Source organism: Brevundimonas sp. NIBR11, assembly GCF_027912535.1.
Taxonomy (GTDB): domain Bacteria; phylum Pseudomonadota; class Alphaproteobacteria; order Caulobacterales; family Caulobacteraceae; genus Brevundimonas.
In genome coordinates this window covers 790,852-816,096 of sequence record NZ_CP115465.1, presented here as the reverse complement: position 1 = coordinate 816,096, position 25,245 = coordinate 790,852, and the positions used below count along the sequence as shown (strand labels likewise).

General features: G+C 68.6%; 25 protein-coding genes. 11 read left to right on the top strand and 14 right to left on the bottom strand.

What is annotated here, in order from left to right:
* Positions 1-2: 2 nt before the first annotated feature.
* The 5 genes from O5O43_RS03920 to O5O43_RS03900 all read right to left on the bottom strand — a co-directional run bounded on the left by O5O43_RS03920 (position 3) and on the right by O5O43_RS03900 (position 2,678).
* Positions 3-614 (bottom strand): TetR/AcrR family transcriptional regulator, encoded by a 612-nt coding sequence (locus O5O43_RS03920; RefSeq protein ID WP_271086377.1) that lies wholly within the window; start codon positions 612-614, stop codon positions 3-5.
* Between the two features lie 402 nt (positions 615-1,016).
* Positions 1,017-1,385, bottom strand: a complete 369-nt coding sequence (locus O5O43_RS03915) for a helix-turn-helix transcriptional regulator (protein ID WP_271085615.1) — start codon at positions 1,383-1,385, stop codon at positions 1,017-1,019.
* Complete coding sequence (locus O5O43_RS03910) at positions 1,366-1,863, bottom strand: hypothetical protein (protein WP_271085614.1); 498 nt, start codon at positions 1,861-1,863, stop codon at positions 1,366-1,368. Before O5O43_RS03910 ends, O5O43_RS03915 begins: the two co-directional genes overlap by 20 nt.
* Positions 1,864-1,908: 45 nt before the next feature.
* Positions 1,909-2,250, bottom strand: coding sequence for a hypothetical protein (locus tag O5O43_RS03905; RefSeq protein WP_271085613.1), 342 nt, complete (start codon positions 2,248-2,250; stop codon positions 1,909-1,911).
* 170 nt (positions 2,251-2,420) lie between these two features.
* Positions 2,421-2,678: a hypothetical protein gene (locus tag O5O43_RS03900; protein ID WP_271085612.1), complete on the bottom strand. Its 258-nt coding sequence runs from the start codon at positions 2,676-2,678 to the stop codon at positions 2,421-2,423.
* 473 nt (positions 2,679-3,151) lie between these two features.
* Here O5O43_RS03900 and O5O43_RS03895 point away from each other — a divergent pair, with 473 nt between their 5' ends.
* The 3 genes from O5O43_RS03895 (at position 3,152) to O5O43_RS03885 (ending at position 7,472) form a co-directional block, all read left to right on the top strand.
* Positions 3,152-3,445, top strand: coding sequence for a DUF1801 domain-containing protein (locus tag O5O43_RS03895; protein WP_271085611.1), 294 nt, complete (start codon positions 3,152-3,154; stop codon positions 3,443-3,445).
* 266 nt (positions 3,446-3,711) lie between these two features.
* Positions 3,712-5,937: a TonB-dependent receptor gene (locus tag O5O43_RS03890; RefSeq protein ID WP_271085610.1), complete on the top strand. Its 2,226-nt coding sequence runs from the start codon at positions 3,712-3,714 to the stop codon at positions 5,935-5,937.
* Positions 5,938-6,074: 137 nt separating this feature from the next.
* On the top strand, positions 6,075-7,472 hold the full coding sequence (locus tag O5O43_RS03885; protein ID WP_271085609.1) for a glycoside hydrolase family 47 protein: 1,398 nt from the start codon (positions 6,075-6,077) through the stop codon (positions 7,470-7,472).
* 195 nt (positions 7,473-7,667) lie between these two features.
* Here O5O43_RS03885 and O5O43_RS03880 read toward each other — a convergent pair whose 3' ends face one another.
* From O5O43_RS03880 to O5O43_RS03870, 3 genes are all read right to left on the bottom strand, one after another.
* Positions 7,668-9,266 carry an ATP-binding protein gene (locus O5O43_RS03880; RefSeq protein ID WP_271085608.1) on the bottom strand — a complete coding sequence of 533 codons (1,599 nt, stop codon included), beginning with the start codon at positions 9,264-9,266 and terminating at the stop codon, positions 7,668-7,670.
* Between the two features lie 86 nt (positions 9,267-9,352).
* Positions 9,353-11,077 carry a cytochrome c biogenesis protein DipZ gene (locus tag O5O43_RS03875; protein WP_271085607.1) on the bottom strand — a complete coding sequence of 575 codons (1,725 nt, stop codon included), beginning with the start codon at positions 11,075-11,077 and terminating at the stop codon, positions 9,353-9,355.
* 36 nt (positions 11,078-11,113) lie between these two features.
* Positions 11,114-13,432 carry a GH92 family glycosyl hydrolase gene (locus tag O5O43_RS03870; RefSeq protein ID WP_271085606.1) on the bottom strand — a complete coding sequence of 773 codons (2,319 nt, stop codon included), beginning with the start codon at positions 13,430-13,432 and terminating at the stop codon, positions 11,114-11,116.
* A 127-nt stretch (positions 13,433-13,559) separates the two neighbouring features.
* Between O5O43_RS03870 and O5O43_RS03865 the strand changes: the two genes are divergently transcribed.
* The 7 genes from O5O43_RS03865 to O5O43_RS03835 all read left to right on the top strand — a co-directional run bounded on the left by O5O43_RS03865 (position 13,560) and on the right by O5O43_RS03835 (position 18,771).
* Complete coding sequence (locus O5O43_RS03865) at positions 13,560-14,225, top strand: PepSY-associated TM helix domain-containing protein (protein ID WP_271085605.1); 666 nt, start codon at positions 13,560-13,562, stop codon at positions 14,223-14,225.
* Positions 14,226-14,238: 13 nt separating this feature from the next.
* Positions 14,239-14,760, top strand: a complete 522-nt coding sequence (locus O5O43_RS03860) for a DUF2271 domain-containing protein (RefSeq protein WP_271085604.1) — start codon at positions 14,239-14,241, stop codon at positions 14,758-14,760.
* An 11-nt stretch (positions 14,761-14,771) separates the two neighbouring features.
* Positions 14,772-15,599 (top strand): DUF4198 domain-containing protein, encoded by an 828-nt coding sequence (locus O5O43_RS03855; RefSeq protein ID WP_271085603.1) that lies wholly within the window; start codon positions 14,772-14,774, stop codon positions 15,597-15,599.
* Positions 15,600-15,685: 86 nt separating this feature from the next.
* A complete protein-coding gene (locus O5O43_RS03850) occupies positions 15,686-16,666 on the top strand; it encodes an FAD:protein FMN transferase (RefSeq protein WP_271085602.1) in 981 nt (326 codons plus the stop codon).
* The gene (locus tag O5O43_RS03845; protein WP_271085601.1) at positions 16,663-17,997 is read left to right on the top strand and encodes a sulfite reductase subunit alpha; all 1,335 of its coding nucleotides are present in this window, start codon (positions 16,663-16,665) and stop codon (positions 17,995-17,997) included. Before O5O43_RS03850 ends, O5O43_RS03845 begins: the two co-directional genes overlap by 4 nt.
* A gap of 52 nt (positions 17,998-18,049) precedes the next feature.
* Positions 18,050-18,511, top strand: a complete 462-nt coding sequence (locus O5O43_RS03840; RefSeq protein ID WP_271085600.1) for a glycohydrolase toxin TNT-related protein — start codon at positions 18,050-18,052, stop codon at positions 18,509-18,511.
* Positions 18,508-18,771 (top strand): hypothetical protein, encoded by a 264-nt coding sequence (locus O5O43_RS03835; RefSeq protein WP_271085599.1) that lies wholly within the window; start codon positions 18,508-18,510, stop codon positions 18,769-18,771. Before O5O43_RS03840 ends, O5O43_RS03835 begins: the two co-directional genes overlap by 4 nt.
* Here the strand turns inward: O5O43_RS03835 and O5O43_RS03830 are convergent.
* Positions 18,764-20,149 carry an Nramp family divalent metal transporter gene (locus O5O43_RS03830; protein ID WP_271085598.1) on the bottom strand — a complete coding sequence of 462 codons (1,386 nt, stop codon included), beginning with the start codon at positions 20,147-20,149 and terminating at the stop codon, positions 18,764-18,766. The genes O5O43_RS03835 and O5O43_RS03830 overlap by 8 nt on opposite strands.
* 78 nt (positions 20,150-20,227) lie before the next feature.
* Positions 20,228-20,662, bottom strand: a complete 435-nt coding sequence (gene mntR / locus O5O43_RS03825) for a manganese-binding transcriptional regulator MntR (RefSeq protein WP_271085597.1) — start codon at positions 20,660-20,662, stop codon at positions 20,228-20,230.
* Positions 20,663-20,782: 120 nt separating this feature from the next.
* Between mntR and O5O43_RS03820 the strand changes: the two genes are divergently transcribed.
* On the top strand, positions 20,783-21,481 hold the full coding sequence (locus tag O5O43_RS03820; protein ID WP_271085596.1) for a hypothetical protein: 699 nt from the start codon (positions 20,783-20,785) through the stop codon (positions 21,479-21,481).
* Here O5O43_RS03820 and gspD read toward each other — a convergent pair.
* Genes gspD through O5O43_RS03800 form a run of 4 tightly spaced genes read right to left on the bottom strand, consistent with a single transcriptional unit; the run spans position 21,478 to position 25,245 of the window.
* Positions 21,478-23,526 carry a type II secretion system secretin GspD gene (gene gspD, locus O5O43_RS03815; RefSeq protein WP_271085595.1) on the bottom strand — a complete coding sequence of 683 codons (2,049 nt, stop codon included), beginning with the start codon at positions 23,524-23,526 and terminating at the stop codon, positions 21,478-21,480. The two genes, O5O43_RS03820 and gspD, sit on opposite strands and share 4 nt — an antisense overlap.
* On the bottom strand, positions 23,523-24,413 hold the full coding sequence (locus tag O5O43_RS03810; protein WP_271085594.1) for a type II secretion system protein N: 891 nt from the start codon (positions 24,411-24,413) through the stop codon (positions 23,523-23,525). Before O5O43_RS03810 ends, gspD begins: the two co-directional genes overlap by 4 nt.
* Positions 24,410-24,766 (bottom strand): type II secretion system minor pseudopilin GspI, encoded by a 357-nt coding sequence (gene gspI, locus O5O43_RS03805; protein ID WP_271085593.1) that lies wholly within the window; start codon positions 24,764-24,766, stop codon positions 24,410-24,412. Before gspI ends, O5O43_RS03810 begins: the two co-directional genes overlap by 4 nt.
* Positions 24,763-25,245: a prepilin-type N-terminal cleavage/methylation domain-containing protein gene (locus tag O5O43_RS03800; protein WP_271085592.1), complete on the bottom strand. Its 483-nt coding sequence runs from the start codon at positions 25,243-25,245 to the stop codon at positions 24,763-24,765. The genes gspI and O5O43_RS03800 overlap by 4 nt, the downstream gene beginning before the upstream one ends.

Sequence of the window (25,245 nt, the reverse complement as noted above, 5' to 3'; positions counted from 1 at the left end):
GACTAGCGCTTCAGCGACAGGAAGCCGGCGGCCATGAAGCGGGCCATCCGCTTCTTGATCGCCGGATAGTCGTCTGAGTGGCAGACCCCGCCGGACAGCCGGTCGATCCGGCCCGTCCGCGCCAGGGTGTTCATCAGCGATCCCGACACGAAGTGATAGCCCCAGAAGATTTCCTCGTCGGAATAATCGGGGAGCGCCTTCTTCAGGATCTCGACCAGCTTCAGCACCACGGGATCGAAATGCTCGTCCATCAGAAGCGCGCCCTCGGGCGTGTTGCTGACCCTGGCGCAGAAGGCGGCGTAGTTCATCCAGCCCTCCCCGCCCTGATAGTAGAGGTCGAAGTCGGTATCGAGGAAGGCGCGCAATGCGCCCTCGACCGTCGGCTTGCCTGCGCTCTCGGCCTCGTACTGTTCCAGAGCGACCATACGCCGGCCGCTGGTCACCCCGGCGCGCCTGGCGAAGACGGCCTCGAACAGGTTCACCTTGTCCTTGAAATAGTAGTTCAGCAGGGTGACGTGGATGCCGACCCGCTCGGCCACGTCCCGCAGGGTGACGCCGTCCAGTCCCCTCTTCGAGAACAGGTATTCGGCGCCGTCGAGGATGTTCTCGACCATCAGGGCGCGCGACTCAGCCTTGCTGCGTCCGGTCGCGGGGGCGGTCTTGCGCTTGCGCGTCGGCTGCGCCGGCTGGCCGCCCATCCCTACGCGCTTCTTCTCGCTTGCCACGCACTGGTCTCCAAAGCGATTTCCACCCGTCGTCGATGGGTAAAGCTTGGCCATCGAAGTTTCCAGTCGGCGAGCGCGCGATCTGCGGGCGTACAGAGTCACGGTGAGTTCAAATGGGGTCTCTGGGACCTCACTGCCGGGTTCAATCGGCTGACAGGGGCGCTCTCAGCTTGCCGCGAGCCTTGCGGCGCCGAAAGAGTGCCTGGGTATTCAGAGACCTTGCCGCACATGGTCTCGCCGCCCCGACCAGGACGGGGCGGCGAGAATATTTTCTTAGTTCAAAAGATTAGGTTAGGCTTCGCCGCCCGCGAGGGAGCGGGCCAGGGCCACCACGATCCGACGCTGGTCCGGCGTCTCGATCCGCCCATAGGCCTCGAGCAGGGCTTTCGAACCGCTGACCGCGAATAGGTCCAGCCCGTCCTGATCGCCCGGCTCGACCGCGTCGAAGAAGGCGCTGACCGGTTGGCCCAAGGCGTGGGAGATCAGCATCAGGCGCGAGGCGGAGACACGGTTGGTGCCCCGCTCGTATTTCTGAACCTGCTGGAAGGTCACGCCGGCGGCCTTGGCGAGGTCGGTCTGGGTGAGTCCGCGCAGTTCGCGCACGGCTCGGATGCGTTGGCCGACAGCGATGTCGATGGGGTTAGGCGTCGGGGAGGTCATAAGGCGACGCTATAATATTACCTTCGGCCGACGCAACTCGCACTCGCTCCTCACGCGAACGACCTTCCCAGATTCCGAAGGCCAATGCGATCATGAGACCGTAGAACATCACATACAGCGTCGAGATGTAGGCCCGCGCCATGATGCTGGGGTCGATCAGCATGCCCATGTGGCTGAGCACGGCCAGAAGCTGGAACGCACAGGCGAACAGCAGCCAGACACGGTGTTTTCTGACCAGGAGGTAGAGGAAGACCGCCAGGTTCGCGGCATCGATGATCAGGACATTCCACTGGGGCGAAGTCTCGTCCGACCAGTTCTGCAGCAGCATCGATAGGACGGAGGCGATCACGATCGAGATGGCTGCGAGCCGCTCCGTACGCGCGCCCCAAAGGATGGCCGCGCCGCACACGACGACATTCAGAATCATGCCGCCGATCTGGGCCGCCGTGGCCAGGAACAGGATGCCGTCATCGAACATGCAGAAACTCGCGGTGCGCCAACGCGGCGCACCGCGAGCATAGCATCAAGCCGCGACCTTGAGACCCGTCGGACGCGGACGGTCTTCCTCGGGCTTGCCGACGCCCGTGCCCTGCATGACGACGTTGCCGAGGCCGACCTGTGGCGCGGCGGAGGACAGGGCGTGGTGGGCGGCGACGATCTGGTCGCGGGCCTCTCCGAGGGCGCGGACCGAGCCGGTCACGCCGGTCATGGCGTCATTGCCGAGCACGGCGGAAAGGCCTTTCTCGCGGCGCACAGAGGACATGGCGGCGATCAGATAGGCGGCCTTTTCAAGCGCCGCGTCGATGGCGTCTTCAGTTTCGAACAGGGCGGTGGCCAGCTTCTGGCCGTACTCACGACGTTGCATGGGTCATCTTTCTCCCGCGAGGCGGGGGTTGTGGCAGATTTGATTTGCGAAAGGCGGCTAGCGGCTCTGCTGGGGCCGGTCGGCGTCCTGCAGAAGATGCTGGATCATCAGGGTCGCCCCGACTGCGCCGGCCAGCAGGAAGGCTATGCCGCAGGTCAGGACGAGAACCATCAACAGGTCCCGCCCGATACGGCGGAGGTCGAGGATCTCAGGTGTTCGACGCTCGGCGGCCGATCGTGCTCGGGCAACAGTACGAGCCCGATGCAGATAATCTCGCGCAGCAGATCGAGCTTCGAGAGATATGGGCTCATCTCCCGGGTCACCGAAACCAGATGCAGCACCGCGGCCTTCTCGGCCGGCGTCTGCGCCAGATCCTCGAAGACGGTCTCCAGATAGTCCCAGTTCCAGGTCGGCGATGTGAGGGTCAATGGGGCCTCCTTTCGCCGACGAGAAGGCGCCGCCCGAAGCCATTTCCGCCACTCGGGACGGTTCCCCTACGGGTCCGTTCCGTAGTCCGGCGCCGATCATCAGAAGCGCCGCGTCGCGGCGCGACGCGACCCCCAGCTTCCTGCAGGCGGTCTCGATGTGCTTGTCGACAGTCTTGGAGGAGATGCCGAGATCGCGCGCGATCTCCTTCGACTGGCGGTGCCGTGCGACACCCACCAGGCACTGTCGTTCGCGCGTCGTGAGTTGTTCGAGCCCGTTCATCAAAGCACCCCGATACAACCAACAAGGTTAGTTAACGGAACGCAAACCCGTATTCGTTTTGCGATGATTTTGATACCTGGAACTGGGTGTCATATCTAATACCTGGCTGGCGTCGCGCCGGCTGGCCGGCCGCGAGGAGGCCGAGCATGACCGAAACGATCCACGAGCCGTGTTTCGCCGCCTGGGAGCCGGGGTGCGCGACCGTCTCAAAGCCAAACAGGCGGAGATCGAACGTCGCGTCCCGGCGGCCGAACGCTGCATCGGCTACAAGATGCCTGCCTATCGGTTGAGGCGAATCTTCTTCTATTTCGCGGGCTTCAAGAAACACATCGGCGTGTACCCGCCCCTGCACGAACCTCAGGAATTGTTGGAGCGGCTGACGCCGTACCGCGGGCCGAAGGGCAACCTGATCTTTCCGCATAAGGCTTCGCTGCCGATCGACCTGATCGGCGAGGTGGCGCAGCGTCTGGCCGCCCGCTACGGCTAGGTCGCGCCTGTCCAAATCGCGCCACAGAAATAACGCCGACGTCATGACGTCGAAGTAACTGTCGGTTGCCCGAAACGGCTGATACCCACGGCGCAACGGGCTTTCTTCTCGAATTCCGACCTTCGCCTGAGGGCTTTTCAGCAAGGCCTCAGGAAGCGCTCATGGGGCTCACCCCACGATGACCGATGCTCGGTTCATCGGGAGAGCCGCCGGACGCACGAAAGTCGCGCGTGAGCGCCCGAGTATCGGTCGATGGGGTTCGGATCATGACGCCTTTCAAACTGCTTCTGCTCGCCGCGACGGCGCTCGCCGTGCCGGGCGCGGCCTTGGCCCAGACCGCCCCCGCACCCCGCCCAGCGGCGCCCGCGACGCCCCCGCAGACAACCGAGGATGAAACGACGACCGTCGAGGAAGTCACCGTCACCGCACGCCAGACCGACGTGCGCACCTCGATCGATTCGACCAGCTACAGCCTCGCCGACGACCTTCAGGCTCGGACCGGCAGCCTGGCCGATGCGCTGCGGAACGTGCCGTCGGTGGATGTGGACCCGCAGGGCAACGTCTCCCTGCGCGGCGACGGCAACGTCACCATCCTGGTCGACGGCCGCCCGTCGGGCGTCCTCTCCGGTGAAGGCCGAGCCCAGGCCCTGCTGCAGATGCAGGCGGATCGATACGCCCGCATCGAGGTGATGACCAACCCATCCGCCGCCTACAGTCCCGAGGGTTCGGGCGGCGTGATCAACCTGATCACCAAGCCGAACCAGCCCCGGCCCGGTGCGGTCTCCACCGGGTCGATCCGCGCCAACGTGGGCGACGACGGCCGCTGGAACCTGGGCTTCAGCGGGTCGCGCACCGACGGGCCGCTCACCCTGTCCGGCGACATCAGCTTGCGCCACGATACGGTCCATCAAGAAGTGACTCGCGACCGCGAGCGGCTGGACACGGCTTCCGGCTTGTTCCTGCCCAGCCGCCAGACCCAGGACATCGATTTCGATTCCGACGGCGTCTACGGCCGCCTGGGCCTCGAATACCGGCTGACCGAAAAGACATCGCTGACCGTCGAGGGGCGCTTCAACGACTTCGAGAACACCGGCGCGGGCGTGGAGTTCTTCGAGGGCCGCAACGCCTCGGGCGCGATCACCTCCGCCTATCGCCGCGACACGACGGTGGACCAGACCTTCTCCGCCGCCGGCATTACCGCGCGCCTGCTGCACCGCTTCGACGACGCCGGGCACGAGTGGACCAACGAGTTCCGGGTGGATGAGGGCGAGAACGGCCTCCTCCTCACCACCGCCGCGACCCCGACCATTCCGGCCGGCCCCAACAGCTATGAACGGGTTGACCAGGAGGGCGGCTTCACCGTCATGGCCTTCACCAGCGCCTACGTCCGGCCGATGGGCGAGACCGGCAAGCTGCGCCTCGGCTACGAGTTGGAAATCCGCCAGCCGGACCAGGCCAACACCGTCCTGCGCGGCTCGACCGCGGGGACACTGCTGCCCGTCGCGGGCCTGACCAACAGCTTCGACGCCGAGCAGACGGTTCACGCGCTCTACGCCACCTACGAGCGTCCGCTGACCGAGAAGCTGTCGGCCCAGTTCGGCCTGCGCCTCGAACAGGCGGACATCGAAGTCAATCAGATCTCGGCCGGCGTCCGCGCGACGCAGGACTATTTCCGCGCCTATCCGACGATGCACCTGCAGTATCAGCTCGCCGAAAGCCAGACCCTGCGCGGCAGCTATTCGAAGCGAATCCAGCGGCCCGCGCCGTTCCAGTTGAACCCGTTCGTGTCGTTCCTCGATCCGCTGAACCTGCGTTCCGGCAATCCGAACCTGCAGCCGCAGGAGACCGACGCCTTCGAGCTGCAGTGGCAAATGCGGGCGGGACAGACCTTCTATCAGGCGACGGCCTATTATCGCGACACGACCAAAGCCTTCACCGAGGTGGCCTCGGACCTGGGCGGCGGGGTCCTGCTGACCCGGCCCGAGAACCTGGGCGGGCGCACTGACACTGGCGTCGAGTTCGTGGCCAACGGCCGCCTGCACCCGACCCTGCGCTACAACGCCAGCGTCAACGTCTTCCGCCAGGACATCGACGCGACCGGCATCCCCGGCGCGACCAGCCGCTCTGCAACCCAGGTCTCCGGCCGCCTTGCCCTGAACTGGCAACCCACGGCCGAGGATTTCATCCAGGTGTCAGGCCAGTGGAACGGCGAGACCCTGCTGGCTCAGGGCGTGCGCGAGGGCGGCGGGGTGTTGAACCTGGGCTACCGCCGCACCCTGACCCCGACCGTCGCCTTCCAGATGACGGTCCGGGACCTGCTGAACGACTTCGGCGACGTCACGACCTACGACACCCCGACCTTCCGCGACCGGACCGAGCGTCTGTTCTCGGGCCGCGCCGCCTATATCGGCCTGACCTGGACCTTCGGCGGCGGGCCTCGACGTCAGCAGGACCCGCAGTTCGACTTCAGCGGTGCGCCGACGGGGGGCTGACGCCCGTCAGGCGTGGATGTCGACGGCGTCCCCATTCTCGGCGGCATGGCAGGAACAGGCCGGGCTTGTCAGCGGCCATTGTCAGAGGTGTCCGGGCGGCGGCAGGATGCCCCCTTGGTGAATCGGAGAGCCCGGCGATGAGAACCCTGTCCCTGCACCGTCGTTCGGCCCTGGCTCTGGCTGGAGGCGGTCTGTTCGCCGGTCTCGCTCCCCTGCCCGCCCTCGCGAAGTCCGAGGACTGGGCGGCGCTGGGGGCCGATGTGAAGGCCGAGTTCAAATGGGCCTGGGACCACTATGTCGAGAAGGCCTGGGGCAAGGACGAGATCAATCCGGTGTCGGGGACGTCGCAGTCCTTCTTCATCGAGGGTCACGACCTGGGTCTGTCGCTGGTCGAGGCGCTGGACACCCTGTGGATCATGGACCTGGACGAGGAGTTCCAGGCCGGGGTCGACTGGGTGAAGGCCAATCTGAACTTCGACATCGACGGCGACGCCCAGGTGTTCGAGACCAATATCCGGCTGGTCGGCGGACTGCTGTCGGCCTTCCTGGCCTGCGAGGATCCGGTGCTGCTGGAGAAGGCGCAGGATCTGGCGGATCGGCTGCTGAAGGCGTTCGACGCCTCGCCCCACGGCCTGCCCTACCGCTATGTGAACCTGAAGACGGGGGCGGTGCGGGATCCCGAGACCAACCTCGCGGAGATCGGCACCTACATCACCGAGTTCGGGGTGCTGGGCGAACTGACCGGGGATGAGCGGTACTACGCCGCCGCCAAGAAGGCGATGATGCACGCCCTAAACATGCGCTCGCCCATTGGGCTGATGGCGGCCAACATCCATGCGGAGACGGGGCAGTTCATCAGCCGCAACGCCTCGATCGACGTCTATGCCGACAGCTTCTACGAATACCTGTGGGACGCCTGGGAGCTGTTCGGCGACGATGAGCTGAAGGTCGCGGCGCAGGAATGCCTGCAGGCCATGATCGACCATCAGGGCAAGCGCTACGAGGGCCTGCTGTGGTTCCCGATGGTGGACTTCCAGACCGGCGAGGTGACGGGCACGTCGCAGACGGTGCTGGGCGCCTATCTGGCCGGGCTGTTCGGCCAGGCCGGGTTCAAGGCCGAGGGCGACGACTTCCTGAAGACCTATGAGACGATGCAGGAGCGGTATCTGATCGTTCCTGAGTCCACCGACGTCACCACCGCCATGCCCCGCACCCTGCGCACCGGGCTGCGGCCCGAGGTGGCCGACGCCTGCCTGAACCTGTGGCAGCACGACCGGAACGACCGCTATCGCGTCATCGCCGCGACCCACTATCGCAACATGAAGTCGAGCTCGAAGGCGGCGTTCGGTTACACGGCGCTGCGCGACATCTCGACCCGGCCGATGACCCAGGGCGACAACTGCCCCGGCTACTGGTGGTCCGAGCAGATGAAATATTACTACGTCATGTTCGCCGAGCCGAAGCGGATCGACATCGACCGGCTGGTCCTGTCGACCGAGGCCAATGTGCTTCAGGGTTTCGTCCGTCCGTCATGACGAGAGCAACATGACGAAACGGGACGAAACGTGACGAAACGGACGAAATCCCGGGGCCGCCCTCTCCGCGACCGGTGATCCAGGACTCTACACCCGTTTCAGACCAAGGTGCGTTCGCAAGGGTGCGAGTCCCGCCACCACTGACCAGAGCGGAATTTCGATGTCGAATGAAAATATTCGTTCGACAGCATTCGCCTATTCGGCGGCCGGCAGCGGCAGGGTCACACGGAACAGGCTGCCCTTGCCCGGCGCGCTCTCGACCTCGATCCGGCCGTCCATCAGCGTCGCCAAACCGTGGCTGATCGACAGGCCCAAACCCGCCCCGTCCTTGGCGCGGGTGGAGGTCTCGTCGCCCTGGCTGAAGGCGGTGAACAGGTCGTCGATGACCTCCGACGTCATGCCCGGCCCGGTGTCGACGACCTCGATCACGACATCGTCGGCTGTTTCGCGCGAGCGGACGGTGACGGAGCCCGAAGAGGTGAAGCGGATGGCGTTGTCGAGGATCGGCTCGATCAAACGCGCGATCTGTTCTTCGTCGCCCAGACGGCGCGTAGGGGTGCGGGCCTCGACGCGGAACTTCAGACCCTTCGAGGCGGCCGTGGCGCGGTAGTCGGCCGCCGCGCGCTTCAGCATCTGGTCGGGGACGAAGGCCGAGGGCGTCACGGTCACGGCCTCGTTCTGGAGCCGCATGGCGACGAGCAGGTTCTCGATCAGCCGCAGCTGCGCCTTGCCGGATTCCTTCAGCAGCACCATCCGGTCCTGCTGCTGCGGGGTCAGGAGGTCGCGCTCGATGACCTGGGCCATGCCGAGGACGCCATTCAGGGGCGTGCGCAGTTCGTGGCTGATGTTCGACAGGAAGCGGGACTTGGCGGCGTTCGCGGCCTCGGCCTTCTGCAGGGCGGCGGCCAGGGCCTGTTCGCTCTCGCCGAGGCGGCGGACGTCGTCGGCGACGCGGCGGAACAGGAGGGTCGCAACCAGCAGGGTGGCGGCCAAGAGAGCCAGCATCAGGGGCACGGCCTGACGCAGGATGGCCGCTCCCGGCGTCTCCGGCGTCCAGACGATCCAGCCCAGCGTCCGGTCGTCCAGCCCATGGACGGCGACGGCGGTCTGGCGGCCCAGCAGATGGGGCTCGGCGCCCGCGCGGTAGATCGCCGCCGTCAGGCCGAGCTCCGGTCCGAGCGGGGCGATCATGGTCTCGAGCGGCTTCATCGAGGCGACGACCGGGTCGGCGGAGCGGATCGGGCCGTCGTCGGTGTGGCGGACGACGGTCGAGGCGGCGGCGAGGAAGGTGCGGCCGCCCACTTGGACGACTCCGGTGGCGATGCGCACGGCCGCCATGGCGACGGCGGTGCGGTCGCGCGCGGCGGATATCGCGCGGACATCGGCGACCAGGGGCGCGAGGGCGACGACGTGGGGCTCGGCCGGATCGTCGCCGGTCGCCTGTCCGTTCAGGCTGACGCGCAGCAGGCGGCCTTCGCCGTCATAGACGGTGGTCGCCACGTGTCCGCTCTGGGCGGCGAAGAAAGGGCCTTCGTGATGGTCGATCCAGTCCAGATCGCGGGGACCGGACAGTCGGATGACGGCTTCGTCCCATACGGCGTTGGCGGTCAGATCCTCGCCGACGCTTTTCAGCGCCCGGGCGAGGCGCAGCTCGACGAGCGTCTCTTCCTTCTCGCGCTGGTGGACATCGATGGCCGAGCCGACGACGGCGAGCACGGCCAGCACCCCAGCCACGGCCAGGACCACGAAGAGGACCGCGACCCGAAAGGTCTTCCACGTCCGCCTGCCCGCCACTCGCACACTCCCACGCCATTCCGGACGCAGACTCAGCGGCCGTGAGCGGAGGGGGTGCCCGGATTCCGTGTCTTGAGGCTAGAGGCCTATCCGAAGGTGAAGGCGAAGACCTGGGCGCCGGGGTCGAGGAACTCGATCTCGAACAGGTGTTCGCCTGAGCCGTTCGACCGGCGCAGCAGCTGGTAGAGGCGCTGGCCGTCGATGGTCCCGGCGCCCGTGGCGTCGATATCGGTCCCGGCGTCGGCGCCGGGCGCGCGGCCGTCGATGGTGACGCGGAAGCGGACGGGGCGACCCTCGGCCGAGGCCATGACCAGATGCAGGTCACGCGCCTTGAAGCGGAAGCCGAGCTTGCCGCCGGCGGAGGCGTCGGCATGTTCGGGACGCACGGTCCAGGCGCCGGAGAAGCCCCACTGGTTCAGCGTCAGGGCGGGGATGGAATAGGTCTGGACCGCATCGCGGAGCGGCGTCTCGGGCGAGGCGAATCCGCGCGTGCGGCCGTAGCCGACATAGGTCTCGGGCGAGCCGACCTCGCCGCCGCCGGCCATCTCGGCGCCGGAGCTGCGGGTCGCGGCCATGTCGGCGCCGGGATCGCGACCGGCCTCGCGCAACAGCTGGCGGATGATCTGTTCGGACTGGTCGTAATCGCCCTCGCCGAAATGGACGTGGCGGATGTGGCCGCGCGCATCGATGAAATAGTGGGCGGGCCAGTAGCGATTGGAATAGGCGCGCCAGATGGCGAAGTCGTTGTCCATCACCACCGGATACGGCAGGCCGAAGCGGCGCACGGCGTCGCGGACATTGCCCTCGACCTTTTCGAAGGCGAACTCGGGCGTATGGACGCCGACGACGACGAGACCGGCGTCCTCGTACTTCTCGGCCCAGCCGCGGACGTAGGGGAAGGTCCGCACGCAGTTGATGCAGGAGTAGGTCCAGAAGTCGACGACCACGACCTTGCCGCGCAGGGATTCGATGTCGAGCGGGGTGGAGTTGATCCAGGTCCCGCCACCCTCGAAGCCGGGCGCCGGGCCGAAATCGGGCAGGTTGGCGAGATCGACCTCGCGTTCGGTGGCCGGGGCGTTCCCGACGCCGGCGCGGTGCAGCAAGCTCTGTTCGATCCTGTTGACGCCGCCGGCCGACAGGCGGGTCAGGAGGCCAGTGTCGAGGCCGAGGGCGATGGCGGCGACGCCGATCAGGACGAGGACGCCCAGACTTTTCCGCACCCATTCGCCAACGCCCAGCGACTTCTTCATCGTCTGGAAGACCTTGCCGCCGACCAGAAGGGCCAACGCCAGCGAGGTCGCCGCCCCCGCCGCATAGGCGACCAGCAGCAGTGTCGTGTTGGCCGAAGCGCCCTGGAGCGCCGCGCCGGTCAAGATCAGGCCGAGGATGGGGCCCGCGCACGGCGCCCAGAGCAGACCCGTCGCCACGCCAAGCAGGAAAGAGTGGCCGATGGAGGAGCGGCCGGCGGCCTGGGCGACGCTGGCCCGCTCGGTGAGCTTCGAGCCGAGGGCGACCAGCGGCCGGGTCAGGCGGTCGGCCAGCGACGGAAAGACGAGCGTCAGCCCCAGCACCGCCATGACCGCCAGGGCAATCCAGCGCCCCACCGCATTGGCCTGCACCGCCCATCCGCCGCCGACGGCCGCGAGGGTCGCGACGCCCGCGAAGGTCAGGGCCATGCCGATCAGCAGCGGCAGGCCGCTCTTGATGAAGGGTTGTTCCGCGCGCGCAAAGACGAACGGCAGGACCGGCAGGATGCAGGGGCTGACGATGGTCAGCCCCCCCGCGAGGTAGGCGATCAGGAACAGAAGCATGGCGCCAGCTACGCCTTCACTCGCACGCCGGACGCGTCATTGCACGGCGCTCATCGAATACGGCCGCGCCGCCTCGCTCGCGCCCCAGGTGCGGTTCGGACGGGCCCCCATGACGAAGTGCAGCTCGCCACCGGCGGTGATCTCCTCGTGCGTGATCCAGGTGCGGTCCAGCGGGCGGCCGTTCAGGGTGACCGACTGGATGTGGCGGTTGGCGTCGCGCAGGCCCGCCGTGGAGATCGTGAACTTCCTCCCGTTCGGCAGGTTCAGGGTCGTGCGCTCGGTGAAGGGGCGGCCGATGACATACTGGTTCGAACCCGGCGTCACCGGATAGAAGCCCATGGCCGTGAACATCAGCCAGGCCGACATCTGGCCGACGTCGTCGTTGCCGGCGAGGCCGTCGGGACGGGAGTGGTATTGGCTCTCGACGATCTGCTTCAGCCGCTCCTGCGTCCGCCACGGCTGGCCGGCGTAGACATAGGCGTAGGCCGAGTGGTGGCTGGGCTCGTTGCCGTGGATGTACTGGCCGATCAGGCCGGCGATGTCCTCAGCGTGGGAATAGTCGAGGCCGGAGTTGTCGTAGTCGAACATGGCGTCGAGCTTGGCGACCGTGGCTGCGTCTCCGCCCATGACGTCGACGAGGGCGGCCATGTCCTGAGGCACGAACCACGAATACTGCCAGGCATTGCCCTCGGTGTAGTCCGAGCCATAGTTGATCGCGACCGGGTCGAAGGGCTCGCGGAAGGAGCCGTCGGCCAGGCGGGCGCGGACGAAGCGGGTCTCCTGATCCCAGGTGTTGCGCCAGAAGCCGGCGCGGCGGTCGAACTCGGTCTCGACGTCTGTGCGGCCTAGACGCTCTGCCATTCGCGCGATGGTCCAGTCGTCATAGGCGTATTCGACGGTCTTGGACGCCGCCTCCGGCTCCCGGTCGATGGGGACGTAGCCGAGGTCCATATAGTCTCCGAGACCGCCGTAGGGCCGGTAGGTGGCCGAGGCGACCATGGCGGTCAGCGCCGCCTCGCCGTCGATGCCGGGGATGCCCTTCAGGTAGGCGTCGGCGATGACCGGCACGGCGTGATAGCCGATCATGGTCCAGGTCTCCTGACCGTGGAAGGACCAGACCGGCAGGATGCCATAGGGGCTGACCTGCTGGGCCGCGATCAGGGAGTTGACCATGTCGGCGTTGCGCTCTGCCGGGGCGAGAAGGGTCAGCAGCGGATGCTCGGCGCGGAAGGTGTCCCAGAGGCTGAAGGTCGAGTGGACGGTGAAGTCGGACCTGTGCACCGCATTGTCCGGCCCGCGCCAGCGGCCGTCCGCATCGGAGTGGACCGAGGGGGCGATCAGGGCGTGGTAGAGGGCGGTGTAGAGGGTCGTCCGCATTTCCGGCTCGGCGTCGATGTCGACGGCGCCCAAGGCCTCGTTCCAGGCGGCGCGGGTCGTGGCGCGCTGGGCGTCGAAGCCGAAGCCCTGCCCTTCCGACTCCAGATTGGCGATGGCGCCGGCCTCGTCGACCGAGGAGATGGCGACCTTGACCAGCAGCGGGCCTGACAGTTCGCCGAAATCGAAGGCGGCCTCGAGGGCGCGGCCCTGGACCTGTTGCCGGTCATCGAGCGCGCGGCCCGGCTGGCGGAAGCCGTTATAGGGAATGTCGCTCTCGCGGTTCTGGATCTCGTGGCCGACGATGGGCGCCGAGAACCGCATGGCGAAATAGAGCTGACGCCCTGGCGCCCAGCCGCGCAGTTCGCGGAAGCCCGTGACCGTGCCGTCCGGATGCACGCGGATGCGCGACCACAGGACCTTGCCCGGGTAGTCGTAGATGGAGTTGCGGAGGTCGAGCAGGATCCGCGCCCGCTCGCCTTGCGCGAAGGTGTAGCGATGCAGGCCCGTGCGGACGCCCGTGGTCAGCTCGGCGCGGACGGGCGTGTCGGTCAGCTGGACCGAATAGTAGCCGGGCTCGGCGGTCTCGGACGCCTTGTCGTAGCGGGAGCGATAGCCCGAGCCGGGCGTGGCGACGTCGCCGACGTCCCAGCGGATGGTCTCGCCCGTCTGAGGCGTAATGAGGACGTCGCCCAGATCGGAGTGGCCGGTGCCGGAGAAATGCGTGTGGGAGAAGCCCATGATGGTTGGGTCGTCGCTGCGATAACCCGAGGCCCAGTCGTAGGACTGCCGGAAGTAACGGTAGTCGGTGTCGGGGCTTAGCTGCACCATGCCAAAGGGGGCGACAGGGCCGGGGAAGGTGTGGCCCTTGCCCGCCGTACCGATGAAGACGTCCACGGCCTCGACCGGATCACCGGACTGCGCCCAGCCCGGCCCCGCCAGACAGATCGCCATCACCGCCGCCACACCGATACGCCGCATTCGAACGCTCCCTCGTCGCTTTAGGGACCCTATCAGCGGGGATTCGCCCTGTCGCCCAAGCGACTGCGACGGCGCTAGGCGGACTTCGCCACTTGCAAATCATTCTCAAACTTGGCACAGGCCGTGCGTGACCGACGCCGCTGCAAAACCTGTCGCCAAGGCCGCGCCCAATGCGCGTTCGATGAACGGCGCGCGCGCCTTCTGGCTGAAGGAGCTGCACCGCTGGCACTGGATCTCGGCGGGGCTGTCGCTGGCCGGGATGCTGCTGTTCGCCATCACCGGCATCACCCTGAACCACGCCGGCCAGATCAAGGCCGAGCCGCACACCGTGGAAGCGACCGCCACCCTGCCCGCGCCCCTGCTGGCGCGGCTCGGCGACTTCCCCGACCAGACGACCGATCCGGTCCCCGACGCCATCGCCCGCTGGGTCTCGTCCGAACTCGACGTCGCCATCGCGGGCAAGCCGACGGAGACCGAAGCCGACGAGGTCTATGTCGCTCTGAAAGGCCCGGGCAAGGACGGCTGGGTCACCATCGACCGGGCCACGGGCGAGGCGCTGAAAGAGACCACGACGCGGGGCTGGGTCGCCTACATCAACGATCTGCACAAGGGTCGGGACACTGGACCGGTCTGGTACTGGTTCATCGACGTCTTCGCCGTGGCCTGCATCGTCTTCACGGTCACCGGCCTGACCCTGTTGTGGCTGCACGCGAAGAACCGCGCCTCCACCTGGCCGCTGGTCGGCCTGGGGATCGCCATCCCCGTCATCATCGCCCTCATCTTCATCCACTGACGAGTTCCGAACCATGCGTCCCACAGCCCTGATCCTCGCCGCCGGCGCCGTCTCGGCCGCCGCCCCGGCCGTCGCCGCCGACCTGAACGTGACGATCAGCGTGCCGTCGATTTCCACGGCCGCCTACCACCGCCCCTATGTGGCCGTGTGGATCGAGCGGGCCGCCGACGATGTGCCGATGCACACCATCGGCCTGTGGTACGAGGCGGGCGACACCGCGCGCGGCGAAGGCACCGGCGAGCAGTATCTGAAGGACCTGCGCAGCTGGTGGCGCAAGGGCGGCCGGGCCACCACCCTGCCGATCTCGGGCGCGACCGGACCCACGCGCGCGCCGGGCCGCCACACCATCACCGCCCCGGTCGCCCGGATGAACGCCCTGCCCGCCGGCCAGTATGAGGTCGTCGTCGAGGCAGCCCGCGAACAGGGCGGCCGCGAACTGGTCCGCGTGCCTTTCACCTGGGGCGGCGCCGCCAATACCGCCTCGGCGTCCGGAACCTCCGAACTGGGCGCCGTCACCGTCGCCGTGACCCGCTAAGGATCAGTCGCATGAAGAAATACATCCTCCCTGCCCTGGCGGTCCTGGCCGCCGTCGCCGCGCCGATGTCGGCCAGCGCGCACCGTGGCTGGCTGATGCCGTCGCACACCGTCCTGTCGGGCGACAGCTTCTGGGTGTCGTTCGACGCCGGCGCCTCGAACGGCGTCTTCATCGCCGACCACGCGCCGCTGCGTCTGACCCCGCAGTCGCTGCAGATCACCGCGCCGGACGGCTCGGCCGGCGCGGCCGCCAATCTGATGCAGGGCGCCTATCGCACGACCTTCGACGTCGAGATCAACAAGCCCGGCACGTGGAAGATCGCCAATGCCTCGGCCGGCATGAACGCCTCCTGGATGCTGAACGGCGAACAGGGCCGCTGGCGGGGGCCTGAGGCCGAAATGGCCGCCAACATCCCGGCCGGCGCCACCGACATCGTCTCGGCCTTCAGCGCCAACCGCCTGGAGACCTTCGTGACGCTCGGCAATCCGACCGAGACCGTGTTCACCCCGACCGGCGTGGGCATCGAGATGATCCCCATCACCCACCCGAACGACCTGGTCGCGGGCGAGGCCGGGACCTTCCAGTTCCTTCGCGACGGAGCTCCTTACGCCAACGCCGACGTCATCGTGGCGCGCGGCGGCCTGCAGTACCGCGACAATCCGGAAGAGCAGACCGTGACGACGGATGCTGAGGGCAAGGTCTCCATCTCCTGGCCGGAAGCGGGCATGTACTGGGTCAACACCTCGTGGCGCGATCCATCGGCGCCGGCCGGCGGCGGCCGCAATGGTCCGCCGGCGAACTCGGCTCAATACACCGCCGTCCTGCAGGTCCTGCCCTGACCCTGCGAGGCTCGCGCGGCGCGCCGCCGCCGCTCGATCTCCGCCCGGCGGACGAGCGGTCGGCGGACCGCGTCCTGATTCCGCCGATGGACGCTCCGCCGTCCCGGCCGCCCGGCGACGTCGTCCGGCGGCTGGATGGCGAGAGCATGGGCACGACCTGGTCGGTGCGAGCCGTCGCCCCGGCCGAGGTCGGCGACGCCATCCTGAACGCCGCCGTCGAGGCCGAGTTGAAGGCGGTGATCGCCGTCTTCAGCCCGTGGGAGCGGACCAGCGAAATCTCCCGCTTCAACGCCGCACCCCAAGGCGTCTGGGCTTTGTCGCAGACGTTCTGGAGCGTGCTCGAGGCGTCGATGAACCTGGCCGACGACACGGACGGCGCCGTCGACCCGACGCTGGGCGCCCTGGTCGATCTCTGGGGCTTCGGCCCGCCGGGACCGCGGATCGGTTCGCCCATCCCCTCCGACGAGGATATCGCCGCGGCCCTGTCCGTCAGCGGCTGGCAGAAGCTGAGGATGAACAGCGACGCGCGCGGGGCCCTGCAGCCGGGCGGGATGAAGCTGGACTTCTCCGGCATAGCCAAAGGTTACGCGGTGGACCGGGTGTCTGAGGCCCTGACCCGGCTCGGCGCAACGTCCCATCTGGTCGAGATCGGCGGCGAGATGCGCGGCCGGGGCGTGAAGCCGGACGGCCAGCCCTGGTGGATCGGTCTGGAGGAACCGCCCGGCGCGCCCTCGACCCGCACGGTCGCCGCGCTTGTGGATATCGCGGTCGCGACGTCCGGCGACTGGCGCCGCGCCTTCGAGCACGAGGGCCGCCTCTATCCGCACACCATCGACGGCCGGACCGGTCGACCGATCGACAATGGCGTGACCTCCGTCACCGTCTTCCACGCCAGCACGATGATGGCCGACGCCTGGGCCAGCGCCCTGACCGTTCTGGGCGTGGACGAGGGCGCGGGTCTGGCCGAGGCCTATGGTCTGGCCGCGCAGATCGTCGCGCGCACTCCGGAGGGCGTGATCGAGCGCCTGACCCCCGCCTTCCTGGCCATGATGGACGAGGACGCTTGATCGACGATCCCGTCCGGTTGGCCTGGGCGGCCCTGACGGTGGTCCTCTGGCTGGTCTTCACCGGCTGGACGGTCTGGCGGTTTCGCGCCAGGCCTACTGTGGCTGCGCAGCCCGGCGCGACCCTGATCGCCGTCGCCAGCCAGACCGGCTTCGGCGACGAACTGGCACAGATGACCGCCAGCGCCTTCGCCGACGCCGGACAGTCCGTCCAGGTGAGGTCGTTCGCCGAGCTCGAGCCCCACGACCTGACCACGGCCGCCCGCGTCCTGTTCATCGCCTCGACCACCGGCGAGGGCGATGCGCCCGACAGCGCCTCGGGCTTTGTGCGCAAGGTGATGACGGGGCAGGCGGATCTGTCCGGCGTGAGCTACGGCCTGCTGTCTCTGGGCGATCGGACCTATGCGGAGTTCTGCGGTTTCGGGCGGGCGCTGGACTGCTGGCTGAAGTCGGCGGGGGCGACAGCGCTGTTCGATGCGGTCGAGGTGGACAACGGCGACGCCGCCGCCGTCCGCCACTGGCAGGGCGAACTCCGCCGGCTGACCGGGTCGGTCGCCGCGCCGGACTGGGCCCCGCCGGCCTATGGCGACTGGCGTCTGGTCGAGCGTCGCCTGCTGAACCCCGGCAGCCCCGGCGAGGGCGCCTGGCATCTGGCGTTCGAACCGGTGGACGGCGTACTGCAATGGACGGCCGGAGATATCGCCGAGGTCGGCGTGCCGTCGCCCGAGGGCGGTCTGGCGCACCGCGAATATTCCGTCGCCTCCCTGCCCGCCGATGGCCGGGCCGAGTTCCTGATCCGGCAGATGAAGCGGCCGGACGGGAGGCCCGGGCTGGCGTCCGGATGGCTGACCCAGACGTTGCAGGTCGGGGAGATCGCGCCGATGCGGCTGCGCGCCAACCGCGCCTTCCATGGCCCGGACGCCGCGACGCCGATGATCCTGATCGGCAACGGCACGGGCATCGCCGGCCTGAGGTCGCATCTGAAGGCGCGGGTCGGCGCGGCCGGCGGGGCCTGGCTGATGTTCGGCGAGCGGACCTCGGCCCACGACAGCTTCCATGACGCCGAGCTGCAGGGGTGGCTGGCGGACGGGACTTTGACCCGGTTGGACCGGACCTTCTCGCGCGACGCGGACGACGGTCGCTACGTTCAGGCCGTGATCGCGGCCGAGGCGGAGACGGTCCGCGACTGGGTGGCGAGGGGCGCGGCCATCTACGTCTGCGGCAGTCTGGAAGGCATGGCGGGCGGGGTGAACGCGGCGCTCGAGACCGTGCTGGGCGCCGAGGCGCTGCGCGACCTCGTCGAGGCCGGCCGCTACCGCCGCGACGTCTACTAGGCGGCGGCGACGACGCGGGTGTAGCGTCTCCCTCGGGACCGGGGGGGCGACCATGACGAAGACACGCATTTGGCACTGGCTGCTGACGCCGGTGATGCTGGGGATGGCGGCCCTGACGCTGGGTCTGGCCGGGTGCGCGACGCCCGCCGCCGCCCCGTCCGTTTATGGCGTCGCAGCGCCCGCCGTGGTGGTCGAGGCCTGGGCCGGGCCGGTCGATGAAATCCGCAGCGACCGCGTCATGACCCTGTATCGGGCCTATGGCGGCGGAGCGAACCGGCTGGGGGCCTGGATGTCGGCGACCCTACCCGCCTCCTCCGCAGCGGTGAAGGCCGAGATGGCCCTGCCGCCCCAGAACACGGCCGAATTCTATTCAGTGGTGACCGTGCCCGCCGGGACCCTGATGAAGATCGGCATCGCGGCCCCGGCCTTCGATCAGCCCGGCGGCGGGCGACAGGTGCAGTTGCTGGAACTGATCCCGGCCGAGAGCTTCTCCGACCCCATTCCCCTGCCATGACGCGCATCGACCTGCCCGGCGGCGACCGCCTGATCCTGCACGGCCTGTCCGCGCCCGAGGCCGAGCGTGGAACGGTCGCGCGATTGCACTCGTCCGGCCGTCGTCGCTGGATCGCGCATCCGCCGAAAGGCGAGGGTCAGGACGCGTTCGTGGCCCTGCGGGTCGAGGACGGCGTGGCCATCGCCGACAGCTTTCAGGGCATGAGCTTCCGCATCGATCTCGATACGGGCGCCATCCGGCCGTCGGCCTTCGTCAAATAGCGGGCGCGCGATAGCCGAACCGGACCCAGGCCGCGAAGCCGACCATGACCGCGACCAGCAGGCCCAGCCACAACGGCCCAATGACGCTCCACAGCAGATAGACGTTTAGCGCCGCGATCACCGCGCAGATCGAATAGCCGACGATCTTGACGACCGGCCCGTTGGCGAACGCGCCCATCTTCGCCTTGTCCGACGTCAGCATCATCAGGGGGAAGATGGCGAACGGGAGCTGCATGGACAGGACGACCTGGCTGACGACCAGCAGCTGGACCGTATCGCGCCCCCCTGTCGCCGAGACGATCATCAGGGCCGGGACGATGGCGATGCATCGTGTGATCAGTCGCCGGACCCAAGGCGTGATGCGGATGCGGAGGAAGCCCTCCATGACGATCTGGCCGGCCAGGGTCCCCGTGATCGTCGAGGACTGGCCCGAGCACAGCAAGGCGATCGCAAAGGCCGTGGCCGCCGCGCCGCCAAGCGCCGGGGTCAGGAGCTCGTGCGCCTGACGCAGGTCGTCGACCTGGATCCCGGCCTTCTGGAAGACGGCCGCGGCCAGGACGAGGATGGACGCATTGACGAAGAAGGCCGCGCCCAGGGCCACGATGGTGTCGACCGTGTTGTGGCCGATGGCGGCCTTCAGGTCGGTCAGGCCCCGCCCATGCGCGCGCGTCTGCACGATGGAGGAATGCAGATAGAGGTTATGCGGCATCACGGTCGCACCGAGGATGCCCAGCGAGATCAGGAGCGCCCCTCCTCCCGGCAGGCTCGGCACGAAGGCTCCCTGCGCCGCCGCCGCCCAGTCGGGTTGAGCCAGGAAGATCGAATAGGCGAAACAGGCGCCGATGGTCGTCACCAGGGCGATGACGATGGCCTCCAGCCAGCGGAAGCCGACGTTGACCAGCATCAGCAGGAACAGGACGTCGAATCCGGTGATCAACACGCCCCAGACCAGCGGAATGCCGAACAGCAGGTTCAGCGCCACCGCCGCTCCCACCAGCTCGGCCAGATCACAGGCGATGATGGCGATCTCGCACAGCAGCCAAAGCGCGATGGAGGTCGGTTTGGAATAGGTGTCGCGGCAGGCCTGAGCCAGGTCCTGCCCCCGGACAAGGCCGAGCCGAGCGCACAGGACCTGAAGGAAGATGGCCATCAGATTGGAGGCCAGGATGACCCACAGCAGGGCGTAGCCGAACCGGCTTCCGCCCGCGAGATCGGTGCCCCAGTTGCCGGGGTCCATATAGCCGACGGCGACCAGGAAGCCGGGGCCGGAGAAGGCCAGCATCCGTCTCCACCACGGGCGCGCCACGCCGCCCGACTGCCAGACCGGGATGGTCCGGTGCGCCTCGGGCAGGGAGCGGGCTTGGTCGGCGTCGGTCATCGCGATCCTCTGCCCGCCGAGAATTCAGCTAAGGCTGAATCGCTATACACGCTAGATTGTCGCAGGATGCGAGCGAATTCAGCCGCCCGTGTTAAGCCGTTTCGTCATGGCTTCGAACAGGGTCAGGGTCTCGGGGCTGACGTGGTGCTCGATGCCCTCGGTGTCGCCCTCGGCCGTCTCTTCGCTGACGCCCAGCGCGATCAGGAACTCATGTACGATCCGATGCCGTTCGCGCGAGGCGGCGGCGATCGCCTCCCCCGCCGGGGTCAGGGTGATGGAGCGATAGGGCCGGGTCTCGACCAGCCCGTCCCGTTGCAGCCGCTGCAGGGCCTTGGCCGCCGTGGCCGGGGCGACGCCAAGGCAGTCGGCCAGATCCGTCAGCCGCGCCGAGCCCGTCTCCGCGATCAGGTCGCCGACCAGTTCGACATAGTCCTCCGCCACCTCGCTGGAGCGGGCGTCGCGCATGCGGCGGAAAGCGGCGGCGCGTCGGGCGGCGCCGGGAACCTGGACCACGTCGGTCTCCTGAATCGGGCGGGCCGCCCTGCGTGGGAGCACTCTAGCCGACACAGGCCGCGATTTCATCGTCCTGTCGTCTTGGGCGCGCATGACGACGCCGTGGTATTGAGACCTGTGATGCGTTTCCTGCGCCCTGCACTGTTCGCATTTGCCCTGCTGGCCTCGCCCGTCGTGGCGCAGGCGCCTGCGACCGCGCCGGTCCCGGTCGCAGCCGAGCCGCTGCAGTTCTACGTCTTCAGCTTCACCGACACCCCCGTCGCCGAGGCGGCCCAGGACGTGGTCGGCGGGGCTCTGGCCTATGAGTTGACCGTCGATCCGGCGGTGGACGGCGGGATCGTCAGCTTCCGCGCCGACGGCTGGTATTCGTCCGACGCCTTGCTGAAGGATTTCGGCGCGGCCCTGCTGGATCAGGACATAGCCCTGATGCGGACCGGCGCGGGCGCCTATGCCGTCGTGCCGCGTGCGAACGTACCTATGCTAATGGCGCGGGGCGGGACGCTGATGACCCTGGCCGAGCCGGTGACGGCGCGTCCGCCAGTGCCCGCCGCCGTCGCCGCCGCGACGGCCGTCTACGGCAAGCACCGCTGGTGGGACGGTGCCTTCGCGGGCCTCCTGCTCTTCTTCGGCGGCGCACTGGCAGGGGCTGCGGCCCTGTTCGGCGGCCAGACCGTCTATCGCCGAGCGGAGGCGCGGGCGCGGATCGCGCCGCCTGTCTTGCGGATCACCGACCAGCGCCAGCCGGTCGCCCGGCCGCCCGAGGGCGCAGAAGCCGACCCAGAACTGGTCATCCCCACATTTGACGAGCGACGCAGCTAGAAGACCTCGTCCACCTCGGGCTGGAGGCGGGGATCGCGGGCGATGGGTTCGGGCCGGGTCGGGTCGAACCGGGCCGGCTCCGAGGAGCGCAGCCGGTCGTAAGCTTGCTGGGCATCGGCGGCCGTCGCCGCGCTGTCGCGCAGGATCGTCGGCTTGAGGAAGATGAAAAGGGTCCGGCGCGTCTGGCTGTCGCGGCGCGAGCGGAAGGCGTTACCGATGACCGGAAGGCTGCCGAGACCCGGCACGCGGCTGTTGGTGCTGTTGCGATCGTCGGTGACGAGACCGCCGAGCACGATGGTTTCGCCGTCATCGGCCAAGGCCGAGGTCTGAAGGCTGCGGCGGTTCGTGATCAGGTCGGCGGCGCCGATGACGGTGGTCGGGACGAGTGACGAAATCTCCTGGGCCACTTCCAGACGCACCACGCCACCCTCATGCACGCGCGGTACGACGCGCAGGGTCAGGCCGACATCCTCGCGACTGATCGTCGTGAAAGGGTTGGTGGAGTTGCCGTCTGTGGCGAAGCTGCCGGTCCGGAACGGCACGTTCTGGCCGACCACGATCTCGGCGGCCTCGTTATCCAACACCGTGATCGAGGGCGAGGACAGCAGGTTGGCGGCGCTGTTGGTGCCCACGGCCTGGAGCAAAAGGCCGAAATCGCCCTCCGACCCCGCCGCCAGCGACAGGCCGGCGCCGAGTAGACGTCCGGCCGGGTAGCCGAGCGCGCTCAGGACAGTGCCGAGGTCCGAACCCGCATTGGAGAAGCCGGTGCCGCCGACGACCCCGTCGGCCGGAACAGCGCCGCCTAGGCCCAGTTGCACGCCGATCTGTTCGCCGAGTTCGCCGGTGATCTCGACGATGGCGACCTCGATCTTCACCTGGGCGCGACGCAGGTCGAGCTGGTCGATGACCTCTTCCAGCATGGCGACCTTGGCGGGCGGGCCGCGCATGACCACGGCGTTGAGTTCCGGGGAGGCCTGGACCGTCACCCCGTCCAGGGTGAAGCCGTCGGGTCGAGCGGCGGGGGTGGATCCGGCGACGGCCGTCGCGCCTGCTTCGCCCGAGGTCAGGGCGGCGGCCGTCTGGCCCGCCGTATCGCGGTTGGAGGCGCTGAGGCTGGCCAGACCCGTCGTGCTGCGCAGCGAACGGGCCACGGGGTTGGTCGCCGAGGGCTCGCCGCCCAGCAGGCCGCGCACGATCTCGGTGATAGATTCGGCGTCGGAGTTCCTCAGGCGCACGACCCGTGTCACCGGCGTCGCTCCGCCCGGCGTATCCAGCGCCTGAACGATCGACCGGGCCTGGGCCAGGTCGGCGGCGTCGCCCCGGATCAGAAGGACGTTGGAGCGCTCGTCCGCCGTCACGCGCGGGCCGCCGGCTTCGGAGCCCAGCAAGGCGCTGACCGAGGCCGCGACCTCGGTCGCCGAGGCGTGACGCAGGGCGATGCTGTCGAACGAGGTCCCGCCGCCTTGGTCCAGCGACGCGGCCAGCTGCTGAACACGGCGGATGTTCTCGGCGTAGTCGGTGACGACCACGGCGTTCGGCTCGGTCAGGGCCTCGATGGCGCCGAACGACGACACCAGCGGACGCAGGGCGCGGACGGCTTGATCCGAGGGCAGGTTCCGCAAGCGGACCAGGCGGGTCACGATCTGCTGGTTCGAGCTGGCGGCGCCGGTCTCGGACGCCCCGCTCTGGACCACCGTCGCCTGGGGCACGACGCGCCAGACATTGCCGCTGCGCACGGCCGCGAAGCCCGAGGTCCGCAGCACCGACAGGAACAGCTCCCACACCCCGTTACGGCTCAAGGGCTCGGCCGAGACCACATTGACCTGACCCTGCACCTGCGGATCGAGCACCAGGGTGCGGCCGGTGATGCGGCTGACCTGTTCGGCCACGTCCTTGATGTCGGCGCCGCGCATGTTGATCACCACGTCCTGCATGGCGGCGGGCGGCGGGGCGACGGTCTGGGCGAACGAGGCGGACCCCACGGGGCCGGCGGCGAGGCCGAGGGCCAGGACGCTGGTGGTGGTCAGGCGGAGGAATTTCTTCACGCCGGGCTCCTGGCGAGAGGGAGGTTGACGGTCAGGCGGCGGCCTTCCCGAAGAATGACGACGCGCGCCTGACCCGCGGCGCGGGCGCGTTCGATGAGGGCGGCGTCCAGACCCGCGTCGCCGACCGCCTCGCCATTCAGGGTCTCGATCACATCGCCCGGCTGGAGGCCGAAGCGGCGGATCTCGGCGGAGGGGTTGGGGCCGATGCGATAGCCGGAAGCAGTGGCGGTGACGCCCGCGCCGACGGCGGCGGCCGCGACATTGGCGGCGGGAGCGGCGGCGGCCCCGCGCTGACTTGCAGGAGCGACGCCGGCGGCCGGAGCGGGATACACTGGCGACGGCATAGCGGTCGGAGCCGCGGGCGTCACCGTGATCCCGGCGCCCGGCGTGGTCGGCGCGGCCACGGCGGCCGGATCGGCGACGACGGGCATGGGGAAGTCCAGGCGCTGGCGCGTCCCGCCCGAGGTCAGGATGACATGGTCGACCTCGATCTGTTCGATCACCGCGTCTCCGACCGGGGTCTGTCCGACGCCATAGATGGTCGCAGGTCCGTCGCCGACCGAGATCAGGGCGGTCGAAGCGCTGGGCGGGTAGGCCGAGATGATTCCCTTCAGGACGAGCCCCAGAGTCGATGCTGGCAGGCCGCCGACCGACGCCGTCGCCCCGCCGAACGGCGCCAGCGACACGATACGGGCGACATCGGCATCCGCCCCGGGCGCGGCGGCCGCGCCGAGCGGCGGCAGGCTGTTCGCCACGGCGACTTCGTGTCGTCCGTCGTCCCAACCCGTCAGTCGCCACGTCAGTCCGGCCAGCGCCAGAGCCAACGATCCGACCACCACGACGCTGACGACCCTCACCGCGATCTCGTCCCTGCGTTCGGGGGTCATGCGTTCGCTCCCCGATCGACGAAGCCCGACAGACGCACCGCCTCGCGACCGCCGGCCGGCGACACGGCGACGTCCACGGCGACCAGATCCGGATCGTCGGTGTTGCGCCGCTGGACCCGCACGTCCCAGTCGCGATCCATCATGCGGACGACGGAGACGTCCGGCGTCTGCACCGGGCCTTCCAGATTGAGTTCGACCAGCCGGTTTTCGGCCACCCACTGGGCCACGACCCGCTGTTCCAGTCCGCGCACGCCGTCGACATGGGCCTGGGTCGCGCGCGTCAGACCGACCGTGGCGATGGCCAGGATGAACAGGGCGACCAGCGCCTCCATCAGGGAGTAGCCCGCCCTCACCTCGGGATCCCCTCGGTCACCGGCTCGACCAGGGCGTTCAGCCCGTCGAAGGTCACGCGCCAGCGACGGTCGCCCTTGGCCAGGCCGAAGGCCGCGACCGGCTGGGCGCCGTCCGGGTCGATCGCCAACGGCGAGGCGACGCCCAGCCCGATGAGGCGGACGCCGGCCGGCAGCGTATGCCGCTCGCCCAGCGCATCGACCACGCCGGTCGCCGCCTCATCGCCGCGTGTGAAGACATAGCCCTCGCCGTCGAACGACAGGCTCAGGGGTCGGCGCGTCACCAAGACGTCGTCGGCCGCGAGCCTCAGCCGGTCGGCCAGTCGGTTGGCCTCGGTCTCGACGCCCATGCCGCGATCCGCCGCGCCGACGCCGAGCGTCACAACGCCCGCCATCACCCCGACGATGGCCAGCACCACCAGGATCTCGACCAGGGTCATCCCCGATCGCCGCTTGAAGATGTGTCCCCCGACACGCGTCAT